The sequence below is a fragment of the Dactylosporangium sp. NPDC048998 genome, from assembly GCF_043197855.1.
In the GTDB taxonomy this organism is placed as follows: Bacteria; Actinomycetota; Actinomycetes; order Mycobacteriales; family Micromonosporaceae; genus Dactylosporangium.
This window is the reverse complement of record NZ_JBICTV010000028.1, coordinates 56,736-72,861: the sequence shown is the minus strand read 5'-3', so window position 1 is coordinate 72,861 and position 16,126 is coordinate 56,736. Positions and strand designations below refer to the sequence as shown.

The 16,126-nt window shown below is 69.4% G+C and carries 19 protein-coding genes and 1 pseudogene; 5 read left to right on the top strand and 15 right to left on the bottom strand.

Annotated elements, in window-relative coordinates; all coding sequences use genetic code 11:
• Nucleotides 1-67 precede the first annotated feature (67 nt).
• The 3 genes and pseudogenes from ACGFI8_RS37975 to ACGFI8_RS37965 all read right to left on the bottom strand — a co-directional run.
• Nucleotides 68-127: pseudogene (locus ACGFI8_RS37975) on the bottom strand (nucleotidyltransferase domain-containing protein); the annotation flags it as partial.
• Between the two features lie 285 nt (nucleotides 128-412).
• Entirely contained in the window at nucleotides 413-808 is a 396-nt protein-coding gene (locus tag ACGFI8_RS37970) for a hypothetical protein (protein WP_392812091.1), read from the bottom strand.
• A gap of 142 nt (nucleotides 809-950) precedes the next feature.
• Complete coding sequence (locus tag ACGFI8_RS37965) at nucleotides 951-1,145, bottom strand: hypothetical protein (RefSeq protein WP_392812090.1); 195 nt, start codon at nucleotides 1,143-1,145, stop codon at nucleotides 951-953.
• Between the two features lie 440 nt (nucleotides 1,146-1,585).
• Here ACGFI8_RS37965 and ACGFI8_RS37960 point away from each other — a divergent pair, with 440 nt between their 5' ends.
• Entirely contained in the window at nucleotides 1,586-2,086 is a 501-nt protein-coding gene (locus ACGFI8_RS37960; RefSeq protein WP_392812089.1) for a hypothetical protein, read from the top strand.
• Nucleotides 2,087-2,664: 578 nt separating this feature from the next.
• Here the strand turns inward: ACGFI8_RS37960 and ACGFI8_RS37955 are convergent.
• The gene (locus ACGFI8_RS37955) at nucleotides 2,665-3,351 is read right to left on the bottom strand and encodes an SDR family NAD(P)-dependent oxidoreductase (protein WP_392812087.1); all 687 of its coding nucleotides are present in this window, start codon (nucleotides 3,349-3,351) and stop codon (nucleotides 2,665-2,667) included.
• A 119-nt stretch (nucleotides 3,352-3,470) separates the two neighbouring features.
• Here ACGFI8_RS37955 and ACGFI8_RS37950 point away from each other — a divergent pair, with 119 nt between their 5' ends.
• Nucleotides 3,471-4,307, top strand: coding sequence for a LysR family transcriptional regulator (locus ACGFI8_RS37950; protein WP_392812085.1), 837 nt, complete (start codon nucleotides 3,471-3,473; stop codon nucleotides 4,305-4,307).
• Between the two features lie 10 nt (nucleotides 4,308-4,317).
• Here ACGFI8_RS37950 and ACGFI8_RS37945 read toward each other — a convergent pair whose 3' ends face one another.
• Nucleotides 4,318-4,497, bottom strand: a complete 180-nt coding sequence (locus tag ACGFI8_RS37945) for a hypothetical protein (RefSeq protein ID WP_392812083.1) — start codon at nucleotides 4,495-4,497, stop codon at nucleotides 4,318-4,320.
• Between the two features lie 453 nt (nucleotides 4,498-4,950).
• Between ACGFI8_RS37945 and ACGFI8_RS37940 the strand changes: the two genes are divergently transcribed.
• The gene (locus ACGFI8_RS37940) at nucleotides 4,951-6,432 is read left to right on the top strand and encodes an NCS2 family permease (protein WP_392812082.1); all 1,482 of its coding nucleotides are present in this window, start codon (nucleotides 4,951-4,953) and stop codon (nucleotides 6,430-6,432) included.
• An 84-nt stretch (nucleotides 6,433-6,516) separates the two neighbouring features.
• On the opposite strand, the gene ACGFI8_RS37935 is transcribed toward ACGFI8_RS37940, so the two are convergent.
• Nucleotides 6,517-7,662: an epoxide hydrolase family protein gene (locus ACGFI8_RS37935; RefSeq protein WP_392812080.1), complete on the bottom strand. Its 1,146-nt coding sequence runs from the start codon at nucleotides 7,660-7,662 to the stop codon at nucleotides 6,517-6,519.
• Here ACGFI8_RS37935 and ACGFI8_RS37930 point away from each other — a divergent pair.
• On the top strand, nucleotides 7,646-8,119 hold the full coding sequence (locus ACGFI8_RS37930; RefSeq protein ID WP_392812078.1) for a hypothetical protein: 474 nt from the start codon (nucleotides 7,646-7,648) through the stop codon (nucleotides 8,117-8,119). The two genes, ACGFI8_RS37935 and ACGFI8_RS37930, sit on opposite strands and share 17 nt — an antisense overlap.
• A 40-nt stretch (nucleotides 8,120-8,159) precedes the next feature.
• Here the strand turns inward: ACGFI8_RS37930 and ACGFI8_RS37925 are convergent, their stop codons facing one another.
• From ACGFI8_RS37925 to ACGFI8_RS37915, 3 genes are read right to left on the bottom strand one after another with little or no spacing between them, the layout of a single operon-like run.
• Nucleotides 8,160-8,648, bottom strand: a complete 489-nt coding sequence (locus ACGFI8_RS37925) for a hypothetical protein (RefSeq protein ID WP_392812077.1) — start codon at nucleotides 8,646-8,648, stop codon at nucleotides 8,160-8,162.
• The gene (locus tag ACGFI8_RS37920; protein WP_392812075.1) at nucleotides 8,642-9,106 is read right to left on the bottom strand and encodes a hypothetical protein; all 465 of its coding nucleotides are present in this window, start codon (nucleotides 9,104-9,106) and stop codon (nucleotides 8,642-8,644) included. Before ACGFI8_RS37920 ends, ACGFI8_RS37925 begins: the two co-directional genes overlap by 7 nt.
• Nucleotides 9,107-9,115: 9 nt before the next feature.
• Nucleotides 9,116-9,790, bottom strand: coding sequence for a hypothetical protein (locus tag ACGFI8_RS37915; RefSeq protein ID WP_392812074.1), 675 nt, complete (start codon nucleotides 9,788-9,790; stop codon nucleotides 9,116-9,118).
• Between the two features lie 123 nt (nucleotides 9,791-9,913).
• Here ACGFI8_RS37915 and ACGFI8_RS37910 point away from each other — a divergent pair, with 123 nt between their 5' ends.
• Nucleotides 9,914-10,330 carry a hypothetical protein gene (locus ACGFI8_RS37910; RefSeq protein WP_392812141.1) on the top strand — a complete coding sequence of 139 codons (417 nt, stop codon included), beginning with the start codon at nucleotides 9,914-9,916 and terminating at the stop codon, nucleotides 10,328-10,330.
• Between the two features lie 153 nt (nucleotides 10,331-10,483).
• On the opposite strand, the gene ACGFI8_RS37905 is transcribed toward ACGFI8_RS37910, so the two are convergent.
• From ACGFI8_RS37905 to ACGFI8_RS37880, 6 genes are all read right to left on the bottom strand, one after another.
• Nucleotides 10,484-11,005, bottom strand: a complete 522-nt coding sequence (locus tag ACGFI8_RS37905; RefSeq protein ID WP_392812073.1) for an ATP-binding protein — start codon at nucleotides 11,003-11,005, stop codon at nucleotides 10,484-10,486.
• A 271-nt stretch (nucleotides 11,006-11,276) separates the two neighbouring features.
• Nucleotides 11,277-11,492, bottom strand: coding sequence for a hypothetical protein (locus ACGFI8_RS37900; protein ID WP_392812071.1), 216 nt, complete (start codon nucleotides 11,490-11,492; stop codon nucleotides 11,277-11,279).
• A gap of 133 nt (nucleotides 11,493-11,625) precedes the next feature.
• Nucleotides 11,626-11,751: a hypothetical protein gene (locus ACGFI8_RS37895; RefSeq protein ID WP_344613910.1), complete on the bottom strand. Its 126-nt coding sequence runs from the start codon at nucleotides 11,749-11,751 to the stop codon at nucleotides 11,626-11,628.
• A 355-nt stretch (nucleotides 11,752-12,106) separates the two neighbouring features.
• On the bottom strand, nucleotides 12,107-14,572 hold the full coding sequence (locus tag ACGFI8_RS37890; RefSeq protein ID WP_392812069.1) for an FtsX-like permease family protein: 2,466 nt from the start codon (nucleotides 14,570-14,572) through the stop codon (nucleotides 12,107-12,109).
• On the bottom strand, nucleotides 14,569-15,294 hold the full coding sequence (locus ACGFI8_RS37885; RefSeq protein ID WP_392812067.1) for an ABC transporter ATP-binding protein: 726 nt from the start codon (nucleotides 15,292-15,294) through the stop codon (nucleotides 14,569-14,571). The genes ACGFI8_RS37890 and ACGFI8_RS37885 overlap by 4 nt, the downstream gene beginning before the upstream one ends.
• Complete coding sequence (locus ACGFI8_RS37880) at nucleotides 15,291-15,872, bottom strand: PadR family transcriptional regulator (RefSeq protein WP_344613913.1); 582 nt, start codon at nucleotides 15,870-15,872, stop codon at nucleotides 15,291-15,293. The genes ACGFI8_RS37885 and ACGFI8_RS37880 overlap by 4 nt, the downstream gene beginning before the upstream one ends.
• Between the last annotated feature and the right edge of the window lie 254 nt (nucleotides 15,873-16,126).

The window sequence follows — 16,126 nt, the reverse complement described above, 5'->3', positions numbered from 1 at the left end:
GCCTCCGCAGAGCCGTCCCGGTGACTCTTGACCACCCGGTAAAGTTGATTGAAGCAACCACGATCGTCACGTCGCAGTCGGATCGCGGGGTGGCCACGCCACGGGCGCGCGAACCGGTCAGGATCACACCGCGGACGGCGGGGATCAGCAGCCGCACGGGTCAAGACCAGCTCGACGATGTCTATGCTGCATTCACCTCTCTCTACGTGCCGATCACACCCACGTGGCCACGCCAGACGAAGCCGGACAGCGCGGCCGCGGCAACCGATTTCCGCGTTGATCCACCAAGATCGGATGCGCGCTCATCGGCAGTTCACCGCACCGGCCTGACCCCGACGCTCGTCGCGCGGCGTGACGGAGTTCGCCGACCTTGCGCTCGCGGGTCGGCGGCATGTGCGGATACCCTGGCCAGTCAGGTTTTGACCTCTCCCTGCCACGTCTTGAGCGTCAGTATTTGGCCATCGAGGTCCAGCCTGAGTCCAATCACCTCGTTGACCCCGTTGCGAATCGGCCTCAGTTCATTGAGGGGCCTCGCGATGACTGAGGCAAACGGTGGTTCCGTCGAGGCGTCCCGCGACAACCAACGCCCACCGTCGTAGTCGTAGTCGTAGGGGGCGAGCCATCTGTCGTCGCCCGGGTAGGTCTCCACGAGCTCGAGGGTCCAGTCGCTCCGGCCGGCGAGTAAGAGGCCTCGACCGTCATCGAACACAAGCTGCACCGGCCCAACACTGAGATCGTCGGGTTCGTCCGCCCAATGCCAGGCCAGCCGCACGACCTTCACAAGCCTGCGACCGATCAGCGCGTCCATCTGCGACCCTTCCTAGTGAATGGGCACGTTACCGGCTATGCCGACAGCTGGAGCAGTTCGCGCTCATCGGTCATGTCCGCGAGCCGGCATCCTCAACTCGTCGCAACAGTCCGTAGTGAGTTCATCGCGGCATTAGCGGATGTCACTCGACCGGCGGCTTCGCCGAACTCGCCTGATCGGCCAGTCGCCGCAGCCGTCTGACCTCATCGATCAACTCGCGATCGGACGGCACGCTGAGGATCGTGAGGCCCTCGGGCCCGAGTTCCCGCTGCGCCAGGCGAAGCGCCACCGTAAGCCAGGCGCGGAGATCGGCGAGCTCGCGAGCTGGATCCGTCACGTTTGGATCGTGCCACGATCGACAGGACCAGTGTCTCCTGCGCGCCCTGACGGCGGCTGATCCGGATGTCCAATCATCGCCAGGAGCGAGCCGTCGCCGATCGGTGTTACGCCGTAGCCGGGATGCAACTCACGCACGAGGTCAATGGCCTGCGCGGGGTCGGGTCTTCGCGCCCAAAGATCCTCGCCTCCAGCGCAGATGATCACAGCAGACTACGGCCGGTCGCCGTCGCTCCGGCAGAGGGCACAGCATGGGCCGTTCGCTCGACGCGCAGTCACAGCGGGTATCCGCTCATCAAGCAGTTCGCCTTGTTGTATCCCCAGCGCAGCTGGGAGGCTAGGAGGGACCGCGAGATCATCATCGATGGTCCCCCAAATTCCAGCGAGCGCCTGCCCCGTTTGGGGGAAGTCAACCGCAACCCTCGGGCACAGCATGACGCTATGAATCCGCACGGATCGGAAGGCGCTCGACTGCTCACTGTGCTGGCAGGGGCGATCCTCGCGATCGCCGCGTGCGATGGCGGTTCGGCCAATACCGCCGAACCAACTCCGACCGCGTCCGCCGCTGATTCGCACGCGGCCTGGGTCACCTACGTGCAGTGCGTGCGCAGCAACGGGCACCCCGAATTCCCGGACCCGGTGCAGGACTCGCACGGCGATTGGTCCGTCCCGGTGGACCCGGCCACCGTGAACGTCCCGGCCTGCGAAGACCCCCTCAGGCAGGCACTGCGGGCATCGCGGGTCAAGCGAGAGCCAACGGCCGCCGAGATGGCAAGGCTGCGACAGTACGCACAGTGCGTACGCGAGCACGGCATGCCGAACTACCCGGATCCGGGTACCGACGGTGTCATCGACATGCCGGAGGGCATGCGCGACAACCCGTCGCTGGGACCGGCCCTCGTGGCCTGTCAGCAGTACGCGCCGCAGCCGCAACCGAAGTAGTCCCGCCCAGACATTCGCACGCTCGCCGCAATTCGGCGGCGGTACATCGGGCGGGTTGTCGCGTCATCGAATACGGGCTGTCGAAGCATGCGATTGACGGCCAATATCTGGTCCCGGGACGTACGCCAATGTCAGAGACCGTACGCGCGTCGGCGGCGTGCAGCTCCATCTGTTGCACGCGGCTTCCAGTAAACTCTGGGTATACTACCTTGCCGGAGGCGCGGTCGCGTAGCACCCAGTTGATGCCGTAGGTGAACGCGTCTACCTCGTCTGCAAGGTTGATCCAGACGCTGTCCAGAAACTCAGTGGCCAGCATCTGCTCGTGGATGGGGAGGCTGATCCCGGTTACGGGTCCGCCAAAACCACTTAGGTCAACATGTACGAGTTTGCGTTCGTACTCCTGCTGCTGTTACGTGGTCACGATGGGACATGCTCCTGTCGTCGCCGCAACCATAAGTACCGGCAGTGACGCGAACGGTCAATACTCCGACCGCACATCTCGCGTCGATGTCGCCACGGCGATCAAACCTGGCGACCTCTTTCATCGGCACAACGTCGGGGCTATGTGGACCGACCGCTCAGGTGGAGATGAGGTGATCGGCGGGCTCGCGGCTGGTGTGCAGGTCCCAGTAGAGGCGTGCGATGTCGTCGGGTTGCTTGAGCGGGGCGCCTTCTGGGGCGCCCGGCGTGCCGGCGATCCATACGCCGATCGCGACATGGCCGGCGTAGATTCCCTTGTCGGCCAGTGCGCCGTTGAGGGTGAGGGCCCATTTGCGTAGGGCCGCGCCCGCCATACCGGCGCTGACGAACACCGGCGCAGGTGTGACCGACGACGCGCCGGTGGTGTACAGCAGTGTTCCGGTGCCGGCGGCCAGCATTGCTGGCAGCACTGTACGTGTCGCGGTGATCGCGCCGTAGCAGATGCTTTCGATCTGCGGCCCGAGGTTGTTCACGGTGACGTCCAGGGCTGCGGTGCTGCGCGCAGCCTCGCTGTTTCCTGCGGCTGGGGCGGAGTAGTGCAGCACGTCGATTCCGCCGAACCGTCCCGCGGCGCTGTCCAGGGCGGCGGCCAATGCGGAACGGTCGGTGACATCGGCGGGAAAGCCGGCCGCCTTGACACCTTCGGTCGCCAGTTTCTCGGTGAGCTCAGCGAGTCGCTCTTTCGAGCGGGCGATCAGCGCGATATCGAAGCCGTGACCGCCGAAGATCCTCCCGAGAGACAAGCCGAGGCGAGCCCCGGCGGCAACGAGCGCGATTGCGGGCATGGTGATCTCCTTGGACGAGGGATTCGCCCCACCGGCAACGTGGCGGGATGGCCTCACCTCATCACCGGTGTGCGCAATACGTCCAAGACCGAAAGGGCAACGATCGATAACCTGAAGGAATGGAGCCGTTGGAGACACGGGAACTGGCGTACTTCTTGGCGGTTGCCGACGAGCTGCACTTCGGCCGCGCCGCGACCCGACTGGGCATCGCGCAGCCGGCAGTGTCCAAGACGATCCGACAACTGGAACGCAGGCTGGGCGTCACCCTGTTCGAGCGGACCAGCCGCGCGGTCACGCTGACCGAGGCCGGCCGGGTCCTGACCCGCGAGGCACGCGTCGCGCTGGACGCGGTATCCGCCGCGGCGCTGCGTACGCAGCGGGCCGGCATCCCCGAGCCGCGCCTGATACTGGCCATGAAGCCCGGCGGTGACGGGGGTCTGCTCCCGACTATCCTCGCCGCGTACGAACGCGAGTCAGAGGTACTGCCGGTCGAGGTGGTCTTCGACGCCGACAGCGCCAGTATGCTGCGCGAAGGACGGGCGGATGCAGCGCTGCTGTACGCGCCGCCCGACGAGTTACGTGGGCTGGACACCGAAACACTGCTGACAGAGGCACCGGTCGCTGTGCTACCCAGGTCCCACCCACTCGCACGACGGGCGAGCCTGCAAATGGCCGACCTGGCGGGCGAAAACCTGCACCGCAAGCCAGGCGATCCCAGCGCGATGAAGAGCCTCAGCGCACTGATGCACCTGATCGCCCTCGGGCGCAAAGTCGCCGTGCTCCCCCGCGTACTGACGACGCCGCTACGCGACGATCTCACCGCGGTTCCGATGACGGACGTTCAGCCGGTCGTCCTCATGCTCGCCTGGCCCGCGCATAGCACATCCCCGTCCGTCGCGGCCCTCGCTCGCGCCGCCACGGCCGCTATACACCCAACGCGTTCGCACCGTCCGTGATTCCAGGTAGTCAACCACCGCAGCGGACACGAGATCGGGCAACGGAGTGCCCGGCCCTGCGCGGGATATCCAGCTCGACCAGGAACGGTACGGCCACCACGGTCACTGGATAAACGCTGCCCTGATGCCAGATCGACGAGTAGAAACCGTCCCGGCCCTCGTCGGCGGCCTCCAGATCCGGGTCAGCCATCGCCCGCAGGATGTCCGGCGCCTCTGTGGCCGGGCCGTAGGCCCCTCGCACGCCGACCAGTCGATCTCATCGAGTCCCACGAGCATCGCGCCAATATAGAGGCCCGTGCGTCCTCGGCCTCGCCCTGCAGCCCGGGGCAGCGGTCCGCCCCCGGCACCGGCGGCAGGCCGAGGCGATGAACGCCGACTAGCTCGCCCACCACGGGGCCGGGACGTGACCTTGCCCACCTCGCCTCAGGGCGACGCACAGGGGCAGGTCAATCGCTGTTAACCGGCAGTTAAAGTGGCGCTGCGAAGTCGTGCTCCGACCGGGGTGCGCCTTCGAAGTGCTTCACGGGATCCGTGGAGCCCAGCCGTTGCGACGTTCTCCGGGCCAACCGAATCGGAGCGGCTGCAACCCCAACGCCCGACCGGCGCGACCGGCGGGCCAACCCGGAACGGAGCAAGCCACGCCATGAGCGTGACTACGAACGATCCTGCTGCCCCGGTCGAGCCGGCGGAACCCGCCGCACGTGGCCGCCTCGACCGATACTTCGAGATCACCCGCAGGGGCTCGACGGTCAAGCGCGAGATGCTTGCCGGGCTCACCACGTTCGCGACGATGGCGTACATCGTCGTGCTCAACCCGCTGATCATCGGCACCGCCCCGGACAAGGACGGCAACCTGCTCGGCATTGCGCCGGTCGCCGGGGTCACCGCGCTCGTCGCCGCGGTCATGACGATCATGATGGGTGTCGTCGGCCGGGTCCCGTTCGCCGTGGCGACCGGTCTGGGCCTGAACGCTTTCGTCGCGTACGCCGTGGCCTCCCAGATGACCTGGGCCGAGGCGATGGGTCTGGTGGTGATCGAGGGTCTGATCATCACCGTGCTGGTGCTGACCGGCTTCCGGAAGGCCGTCTTCAGGGCCATCCCCGCCGAGCTGAAGGCGGCCATCGCCGCCGGTATCGGCCTGTTCATCGCGCTGATCGGCTTCGTCGACGGCGGTCTGGTCCGGGCCGGCACCGGCGTACCGCTGCAGCTCGGCTCGGGCAGCAACGGCACGCTGCACGGCTGGCCCACGGTCGTCTTCGTGGTCGGCCTGCTGGTCACCGGCATCCTGGCCGCCCGCAAGGTGAAGGCCGGCGTCCTGATCGGCATCGTGGCCACCACGGCCGTCGCCGTGATCGTCAACGCGTTCACCAAGCCCGGCCCGGCCCTCGTCGACGGCAAGCCCAATCCGGACGGGTGGCGGCTCAACGTCCCGACCCTGCCGGACCCGCTGGTCCAGAAGCCCGACCTGCACCTGCTCGGCAACGTGTCGTTCAGCGCGTTCGCGCACGCCGGCGTGATGACCGCGCTGCTGCTGGTCTTCACCCTCGTCCTGGCCGACTTCTTCGACGTGATGGGCACCACCGTCGGCCTGGCCAAGCAGGCCAACCTGGCCACTGAGGACGGCACCGACATGCCCCGGCTGGGCAAGGTGCTCTTCGTCGACGGTGTCGCCGCGGTCGCCGGCGGCGCGGGCAGCGCCTCCTCCGCCACCACCTACGTGGAGTCCTCCTCCGGCATCGCGGACGGTGGCCGCACCGGCCTGACCAGCGTGGTCACCGGCGTGCTCTTCCTCGGCGCGCTGCTACTCACCCCGCTGGTGACGCTGGTGCCGAGCGAGGCCGCCGGCCCGGCCCTGGTGGTCGTCGGCGCGCTGATGATTCGCCAGGTCAAGGACATCGACTTCACCGACGTGGGTGTCGCCGTTCCGGCCTTTCTGACAATGACCCTCATGCCGTTCACCTACTCGATCACCAACGGCATCGGCGCCGGCTTCGTCAGTTGGGTGGTGATCCGGGTCGCGCAGGGCAAGGCCCGCCAGATCCACCCGCTGATGTGGGCGGTCGCCGTCGCATTCGTGATCTACTTCGGCATCAACCTGGTCAAGGCCGTCACCGGCGTCAGCTGACCGGCCCCTCCGCCGCGCCCCGCTACCCCTGGCCCGAGGCTGCGGGGCGCGGCATATGCGGGCCTGCATCGGCTCAGGCATTCCCTAGGGACGGTAGGGCCGGAAGAACTCGCGCAGTTCCTCGGCGTACACGTGCGGCTGCTCGAACGGGGCGAAGTGCCCGCCGCCTGCGTGCTCGCTCACCCGCACCGTATTGGCGATCCGGTCGAGCCAGGCCCGCGGCGGCCGGACAAGGTCGGCGGGGAACAGCGAGAAGCCAGACGGCACCTCGACCCGGCGGGCATGCTGCGCGGGCGGGATGGCACCGTTCACGCGGTACATCCGCATCGCCGATCCGATCGTTCCGGTGAGCCAGTAGATGGTGACGTTGGTGAGAATCTCGTCGCGGGTGAACGCTCGTTCCACGTCGCCGCCGCAGTCGCTCCACGCGCGCAGCTTCTCCACGATCCAGGCGACGAGCCCGGCCGGCGAGTCGTTGAGCCCGACGGCGGCGGTCTGCGGCTTGGTGCGGTGCATGGCGGCGTAGGCACCCTCGGCCGCGGCCCAGCCAGCGGCGCCGTCGAGAAAGTCGCGCTCCTCGGGCGCGAGGTCGGCGCGGTCGCCGAGGTAGACGGGCAGGCCCGCATCCATGCGGTGCACGGCCACGACCCGGCCGGGGTGGTCAAGGGCGAGGTAGCGGCTCACCCCGCTGCCGATATCACCGCCGGCCGCACCGAAGCGCTCGTAGCCGAGGCGGCCCATGAGCTCGGCCCACAGCCCGGCGACCGCGATGGTGTCCGGCGGCGTCCCGACAGGCCGGTCGGAGTAGCCGTAGCCGGGCATGTCCGGCACGACGACGTCGAAGGCGTCGGCGGGGTCTCCTCCGTGCGCGGCGGGGTCCGTCAGCAGCGAGATGACTTTGGTGTACCGCCAGAAGGAGTCTGGCCAGCCGTGGCTCAGGATCAGCGGCAGCGCCCTTCCGGCCGGCGCGTTGGCGCGGGCGTGGACGAAGTGGACGCGGTGCCCGCCGAGCGTGGTCCGGTAGCGGGGCAGTCGGTTCAGCGCCGCCTCCTGCGCCGGCCAGTCGAAGCCGTCGGCCCAGTAGGCGGCGAGGTTGCGTAGGTACGCCACGTCGGCGCCCTGCGACCAGCCTGCGTCCTCGGGCGCGTCCGGCCACCGCGTCGCCCGCAGCCGCGCGCGAAGGTCGTCGAGGACGGCGGGTCCGGTGCTCGTCGTGAACGGCTCGGTCATGATCGATACGGTACGGGATGATTGGCAGGGCTTGTCCGAAAACGGGAAGTCCGTCGGCCGGGCTTGCGCTGCCGGTGATACCGGCGGCCTGGCTTTTCCCTATGATCGCGCGGTGGCCAGAGTCGTGCGAATGACCGACCGTATGCGAGGCGTCCCGGGCGTCGCCGGCGTGAGCGTCGCAGAGTTCATCCATCTTCCCGTGGGCGTCTCGATCCGCTCGCTCACCTTGGAACCAGGAGCTGAACTCGTCCTCACCAAGGGCGACGACGACGGCGAGGGCCTCTTCGTGACCCACGGAACGGGTCGGGTCACGAGCGAGCATGGCAGCCAAGAGGAGATAGTCGCTGGCAACATCGTCTACTTCGACTTCGATCCGAAGCTGGTACTCGGCACGGACGCGGGCATGATCGTGCTCCACATTCGCGGCGGCTTTCTGATGCCCGGTCCACGACCGTGAAGTGAGCGTCCGCGTCACCGGTGCGACGGTCGTAGCGCCCCTACGCTCCGCCCAGCAGTTGCTGGGTCGCGGCGCCGGTCAGCCACGTGCGGTACTGCTGCAGGCTCCACCGGCAGTGCCGCCGCAGGAGCTGATGGGTGTGCGGTGAGGCCAGCGCGTAGAGGATGTCCGTGGCCGTCTGCGCGCTCAGGCCGGCCCGCAGCGCGCCCTCGTTGTGCAGGGCCTGCGTCAGGGTGAGCCAGAGTTGCCGGGTGGCGCGCGACCCGGCGTCGGCGGCCTGCACGGTGACCATGATGAGGTCGCCGGCCCGCTCGAACAGCGCCACCGTGTAGTCGATCGCCCGGCCGATCGCCGCGCGCGGGTCGGTCTCGTCGAAGGCGTCCCGGATCTCCGGCCGGTCTGCCACCGCGACGGGCCGCTCGTCGCCGACGGTGGCCACGTCGAGCACGTGCCGGAAGAGGTCGGCCTTGCCGGGGAAGGCGGCGTAGACGGTGCGCTCGCCGACCCAGCTGTTGTAGGCGCCTACCACAGCGGCGCGCAGCGGGCCGCCGCTTGGCGGATGAGGTCCGGGTCCAGGTCGGTACCGCGCTCCGGCAGGTCCCGTTCCGGCCACTCAGACCACAGTTGCAGGGCCGTTGCACCGTCCGGGAGTTCGAACCACATCTTGAACTCGAAGCTCCCGTCTCCGCCACCGCCCCCGGCCACATGCACCGGAACGTCCATCACACCGGACGCTGTCTGCGCCCGAACGCCGAGCCGCAGATCCCCAGGACGTAGCAGATGCGGAAGGTCGAACGCCAGGTTCGGATTCGTGCCGCCGTCGTTGTCCTTGAGCCGGATCAGAAACTGAAAGACGAGTGCCGTGGGCAGGACGCGAGCCGCCGCCATCGCGACCACGGTCCGCTCATCAGCCAGCAACAACCGATCGAACTCGGCGACCGTCACCGGCAGCACATCCGACCGCGTGACCTGCCCGTCGTCGGCCATGGTCAGTAACTATACCGACACGCATTGTCGACACCGACCGCTTCGCAGTCCGCGTCGTGCGTCTTCGCGCCATCCCGACTCGTACGCCGACCGCGGCGCGAAGTACACCCACAGCGTCACGGCACTGGTCAGCACCTTCCCGTGCCGGTCGCCGTAGCCGCTCAGGTAGTCGACGCTCGCGTTCGGCAGATTGCCCGTGTCCGCCGAGCCACAAACGGAGCCCTGGCACACCGACCACATCTTGAAGTGCTTGTTCTGGAAGTTCCCGGAATCGGGGAAATACAGGTTGCTGCCGTTGAACCGCTTCGTGGTGGCCCCCGGGTTCACCGTGACGTTCGCCGTGTACCGATCCGTCACCTGACACGTGCTCGTGCAGTACTGCGCCTCGTAGATCAGGACCATGCCCGACCAGTACAGGCCACGGGAACCCCGGCTCCCACGGATCGCGAACGTGTTCGGGTCGTTCGGGTTATACGCTGTGATGGTCGCCGGCGCGGCGGCGTTCGACGCGGTGAACCGCAGCCGGTTGCGCAGCGACGTCACCGCGCTCAACTGCGTGGACGCGGGTGCGTCCGCCAGACCCGGCAGCCGCGGGTTGCGCCCGGCGGTGAGCGCCTGCTGCCAGGCATCGGCCTGCCTGACCGCCTGCGCGGCGTAGGCAGCATCGACCTTGGCGTGCCGCACAAGAACGGACGTCGGCTGGTGGGACCCGAGCTCACCGACAAACGGGTCCCGTTCTCACGGACGAAGCCAGACAGCCGCGAATATCCAAGGTCGCCGGAAAACCACACCACATACGCTCCACTCATGCGCAGCGTGTTCGTGTTCCCTGCAGGTGAACGAGCCGACACCGTCGCCTCACTTGATCGGCACCTGCCGCAGCAGCGCGATCCGTGGACTCTGGCTGGCAACCTCTACATCAACATCGACGATGGGCAGACCGGCCACCTCTTCGCCGACTGGGACCCAGACGACGTGGCGGTCCTCGAAGCGACCGTCGGACACCACCCCACCTGGGCGGTCCAGATCGACATCTCTGGTCGCATCGACGGCACGGCAGAGGTTCACCAACTGGTCGCGCTGCTGCTTGAGCGCGGAGGCGTGGCGATTGACGACTACTCCGCCCATCCCTGGACCCTGCAGGAAATCGAATCCGGAGCCGTGGTCGACGGTCTGCGCTTCTTCGACTTTCGCGCCTACCACGAACTCCACCGCAAACACTGACGTTCAGGGCTCGGTGACCACTCACGCGCAAGTTCAGAGAAGGGACGGGGACGAGGTGGTTGCGGCGGAACCAGCCGACTCCGCCCTTCTCGTGAGCGCCCTGCAGGCCGGGCTGGCAGTAGAAGGGATCGACTCCTGAGCTAATGATGATCATCAATCACGAGGTAGTCCGGTCTTGACGGCTTCTGCGATCTGCAGGGCAGCCTGGGCGGGTGTGAGGTGCGTGGTATCGACGACCTCGGCCTCGGCGTGTAGCCACGTGCGGGCCGCCTCGGCGTAGGGCTCGAGGTATTTGAGGCGGAACGGCGAGGGGACGGGGTGTTCCCTCTCGATGCGCCCGCGGAGGGTGTCTTGGTCGGCGTGGAGGACGAAGTGCCTAACCGGGATGGCATGCTGGTCGAGGCCCGCGCTGATCTCGCGCCAGTACTGCTCGACCAGGACGGTCATGGGGATCACCAGAGTGCCGCCGGTGTAGTCGAGAACGCGGCGGGCGGTCTCGACGACGAGCGGCCGCCACGGCGGCCAGTGCTGGAAGTTGTCCGTCTCGGGCAGCCCCGGCGTGATGTCCATGAGCGTCTCGCCGACCTTCTCGGCGTCGAACACCCGTGAATCCGGGATCAGTTGCTGCACGAGTGCACTGGTCGTTGTCTTGCCTGCGCCGTGGGTGCCGTTCATCCATATGATCACGGGATCCGATGCTAGCGGCACGGCCGAATCCGGGGCGGCTTCGGCGTTTCGTCCGATTGACGTCACAAATCTGCCGGGCGAGGCGGCATTCCGAGAGCGGCGGGTTCGTTCCGGGTCCCGTTGTCGATCTGGGCGAGCTTGTTGTCCGCTGCCACTGAAGTTGGTCCTCTTCGGCCTCTGTGAGCAGGTCGGATCAGATTCGATGTCAATGGCGTCGTGACGGCTTCGAGGTCAAGTCGTCGTTTGTTCGGGCCTTTTGTCAGTGAAGTTGGCCCGAATCTTCGGGTCGGTGGGCCCAGAAGAGTTGGTGGCCGCTGTCTCCTTCGGGCACGAACTGTTCGGAGTCGATGGTCAGGCCGGCCTGGGTGATCCAGTGACGGTAGGTGGCCGCGTCGGCGTGGCTCCACCACATGGTGGCGGTGCCGCCGAGCCAGTGGTCCTCGGTTCCGGTCCATTCCTGGGTGTGGACGCTCACGTAATTCCCCTGGCCTGGGCTCATGGAATGGGACTGGCTGCGGACTTGGCGGGGATGCTCAGAAAGGCGTTTGCCCTGGGGCGGGGGTCCGGGATTGGTGGATGTCGGGTGTCCGGTCCTCGATGTCGTCGGGTCAGGGTGCGGGGCGGCCGTGGTTGTCCCAGAAACCGGTTTCGGCACCAGCGGTGTGCAGGGCGGCGTTGAGCGCCTGGCGCTCGGCTTGGGTGGGGATGTCGGGGTGCGGCGCCGGGTCGGTCATTTGGTCGCGGCAGGTGCTGAGCCGGTGTTCGCTTTGCGATCGGCGGCCCGGGATAGCCGAGGACGCGAGCGGCCTCTGCAGTGCCGACGAGCTCGACCGAATCGCCGGTGCGGTCGCCGACCGGCGGTCGCCAGGGCGCCGGCCCGAACAGGGCTCCAGATGACCGGGGCTTGCCTGGCTCACCGATGCGGCGCGGGCCCGCTTGTGAAGAGACGCTCATGTCAGACGAAGCCGGCCGGGCGCGTCGAGGAGGGCTCGTGATCGTGCGACGAGCCGGCCCGCCGCCGTCCGGATCGCGATGTGCGCGAACTCGGTTATGCCGCCGACCCGGGCGACACGGCGGGCCGAGCAACAGTCAGTCCAGGGCCTGGCGGGCGATCGTCCGTGCCTCCCGTCCGGCCAGCAGCCAGCCGCCGGCGTAGGCGATGACCGGCAGCCCGGCCAGGATCGCGGCCAGGTTGGCCAGCGGCGGGTCGGCCAGCCAGTGTAGCTCGCGGGCGTACCAGGCCAGCATCGCCAGGTAGGCGCCGGCCGTGCCGATGACCGCCCCTGTCAGCGCGAGCGCCCCGGCAGTGGCGGCGGTGAGGGCCCGGCGGGTGCGGCGGGGCGCGCCGGCCGCAGTGAGCGTGCGCAGGTCGCGGGCGGTCTCGCTGCGGATCAGCCCGACGGTCATGGCGAGCACGCCGAGGCCGACCGCGATGCCCGCGGCGGTGAACCAGGCGGCCAGCCGGGTCTGGTCCGCGCCGGTCGGGCGGCTCTCGATGTTGAGCCCGGCCGCGACGGCCTGCTGCTGGGCCTTGTCGAGCTGCGCGGTGGTCAGCGGCCGCGGTGCCTTGACGAGCCAGCCGACCGGGCCCGGTGTGAGCCCGAGGGTGGTCACGGCGTGGTCGGTGAGCAGCGTGTTCGGCAGTGAGGTGTAGGTGGTGGGCAGCGGGACGTGCTGGGCCTTCGGGTGGAAGTCGCGCTTGCGGATCGGGATGACGTCGTAGCCGTTGACGTCCGGGCGCCCGGTGATCACCTCGGTGCCGGCGGCGATGCCGGCCGGGTCGATGCCGTAGTAGGTCAGCAGCTCCGGCGTGGCGATGAACAGCGGGATGGCGTCGCTGCTGCTGTAGGAGGCGCCGCCGTTGCCGGTCGGGTGTGGCCGGGCCAGGATGACCGCCGGTTTGCCGCCATGCTCCATCGGGGCGTCCGGTGAGATGCCGCCAGTAAGCGGGAGCACGGAGGTGGCCTGGAGGTCGGCGGCGATGGCGTCGACCTGCTTGCGCATGGTGTCGGCCTGCGCTGCGGTGAGCTCTGGGATCGTCCCGTTCAGGCCGTCCGGCGACAGCCAGACCAGGATCTGGTCGGTGGGCAGGTTGCCGCTGCCGGGAACGGCCGCCTTCGCGACGGTGACGCCGCCGGACAGGGCGACGACCGCCGAGATGCCGATCGCCAGCCCGATCGCCGCGAGGGCGGCGCTGGAGCGGGCGCGGTACCGCGACAGGTCCCGCATCGCCAGCCGCGCCGGGAGGGGTGCGTGGCGGGCGATCCGCCCGATGATCGCGACCCCGACGGGAGCGAGCAGGAGCAGCGCGATCGCGGTGGCGAGCACCCCGGCGACGATGTAGGGCGGCCGGCTTTGCCTCGCCAGGACCAGCGCGCCGAGGCCGAGGACGAGCAGCCCGGCCCCGACGAGGGCGAAGCGGTGGGCCGGGCGCGGCGGTGCCGGCCGCGCGGACAGTGCGGCGACGACCGGCATCCTGGCGGCGGCGCGGGCCGGCCACCAGGCGGCGAGGAGCGCGGTCAGGGTGGCCAGCCCCATGGCGATCAGCACCGGCGTCCAGGGTAGCCCGAACCGGTCGACGCGGTGGCCGAGCAGAGGCTCCAGCTGAGGGCCGAGCAGGACCCAGGCGGCGACGCCGACCGCGGCTCCGGCCAGAGCTCCGACGCCGCCGATGACTGCCCCGTTGGCGAGCAGGACGAGCCGGATGTGGCGGTGGCTGGCGCCGATGGCGCCGAGCATGCCGAGCGCGCGGAGCCGCCGCTGGGCCATGACGGTGAAGCCGGCGACCGCCAGCAGGCCGACGAAGACCAGCCCGATGGTCGCCAGGGCGAGCACCCCGACGCCGGCCGCCGCGTCGGTCTCGGGCGAGCGGACCTGAACGTTGGCGCCGTCCGGGCGGGGCTGGTTGCGGAAGACGCGGTCGGGGGCTCGGAGGAGCACGTCGACGTGGTCGGCCTCGATCTGGCCGGGTGCGGCGAGGGCGAACAGGTCGGCCAGGTTGAGCGGGTTCTCGACCAGGCCGACGATGGTCCAGGTGGTGCCGGCCTGGGTCCAGGTGCCGCCGACGTGCAGGCCGAAGAGCGTGGCGGTGCGATCGGTGACAGCGAGCTCGCCCGGGCCGTGCGGGTAGCGGCCCTGGTTGAGCCGGAGCATCGGGCTGCCGTAGGGGCCGCCGGGGTTCTGGGTGCGCAGGTCGACGCCGTTGGCGGAGCCGGGCACCGCGATCCGCTGCTTCGTGTGCTCGATCACGTCGATGGCGCCGAAGGAGCTGCGCAGCGTGGCGAGGTCGGTGTCCAGCTGGGTGCCGGTGCTGCCGAGGGTCACCAGGTGGTCGGCGGTGCCGAAGACGGCCGCCTGGGACGGGGCACTGGCCACCGCGCCGAGCCCGACGACGGTGGCCGCCACGGCCACCAGGAGCAGGCCGAGCACGATGCTCTGCTGGCGCCACTCGCGCCGGAACAGCCGCCAGGCCCAGCGGACCACCGCGCGCCGGGCCGGCATGCCGCCGTGGCCCGCGCCGAGCTCGACCGGCTTGTCCTGCACGGCCAGTGTCATCGGGTGGCCTCCTCGGCCAGCAGCGAGTCGGGGCCCGGTCGGGGGCCGGTGCGGTCGACGATGTGGCCGTCGCGGATGAACACGACCCGGTCGGCCCAGGACGCCAGCTGCGCGTCGTGGGTCACCACGACCGCGGCCAGGCCACGCTTGCAAGCGGCCAGGATCAGCCGCATGACGGCCTCGCCGTTGGCCGAGTCGAGGGCGCCGGTCGGCTCGTCGGCCAGCAGGAGCCGGCGGTCCCCGACGACGGCGCGGGCGATCGCGACCCGCTGCCGCTCGCCGCCGGAGAGCTGGTCGGGGAACCGGGTGGCGCGCTCGGCCAGGCCGAGCTCGGCGAGGGCGCGCAGCCCGGCCGCACGGGCCTGGCGGGCACCGGTGCCGTCGAGCTCGAGCGGCAGGGCCACGTTCTCGGCGGCGGTGAGGCCGGGCAGCAGGTTGAAGTCCTGGAAGACGTAGCCGATGGCCCGCCGCCGCAGCCGGGCCCGGTCGTCGCGGGACATTGCCGAGAGCGGCTGCCCCGCGACGATCACCTCGCCGGCGGTCGGCGTCTCCAGCGCACCGGCGATGGTGAGCAGCGTGCTCTTGCCCGAGCCGCTGGGGCCCATGACGGCGACCATGCTGCCCGGCTCGACGGTGAGGTGGACCTCCCGCAGGGCGTGCACCTCGTCGGCGCCGTCGAGATAGGTCTTGGAGACCCCGCGCAGTTCCAGCACCCCGGTCATCGGCGCACCCCCGCGCGGCGCCGCAGCAGCGGTGCGACGGCCGGCGCTGGGGCCGGCGGATCGAGCGCGGCCCGCTTCAGCCGGCCGTCGGCGCTGTCGAGCCACTGCACGACCGAGTCGAGCCGGAACAGCTCGGCGTCGACCACCAGGGCGAGGCCGAGGTCCAGGTGGGCCTCCTCCTCCTTGAGGCGGGTCCATTGCTGCATGAGCTCGATGAGGTACCGCCGATGGCTCTGGATGACCTCGTGCACGTCGGCTCCGGGCAGGCGTACTGCGATCAGGACCTTGATGACCAGCTCGTCCCGGGGTGGCGAGCTCAGGTCGGGCGGGGTCCGCAGCCAGCCGGCGAGCTCTTCCGCACCGTCCGCCGTGATCCGGAAGCCCTTCTGCGGGCCCGGCTCGGCGTCGTCGTCGGACTCGACGAGCCCATCCCGCTCGAGCCGCTGCAGCGTCGTGTAGACCTGCCCGACGTTGAGCGGCCACACCTCGCCGGTCCGCGCCTCGAATTCCTCGCGCAGCTGCAGACCGTACTTCGGGCCCTCGCTGAGCAGCGCCAGCAGCGCGTGCCGAATGCTCACGAGATCACCACACTCGAAATCATGACCCGTATCATACTGAGTATGATAGCGCGTGTCTACGGCGCTGGCGACTATAGAGATGCCGCCGTCGTGCTCGGCCTGCCGCGCCTTGCCCCGCTCGCCATGCCGCTCCCGGCTGGCGACGAGGGCGAAAGCGCCAGGATTGGCGACCGCGCACGGCGAGCGTCCGCGGACCGCGGCCACCCGGCGGCCGGGCCGGGCGCAGGGTGAGAGAAACGCTGGACCGAGCTACG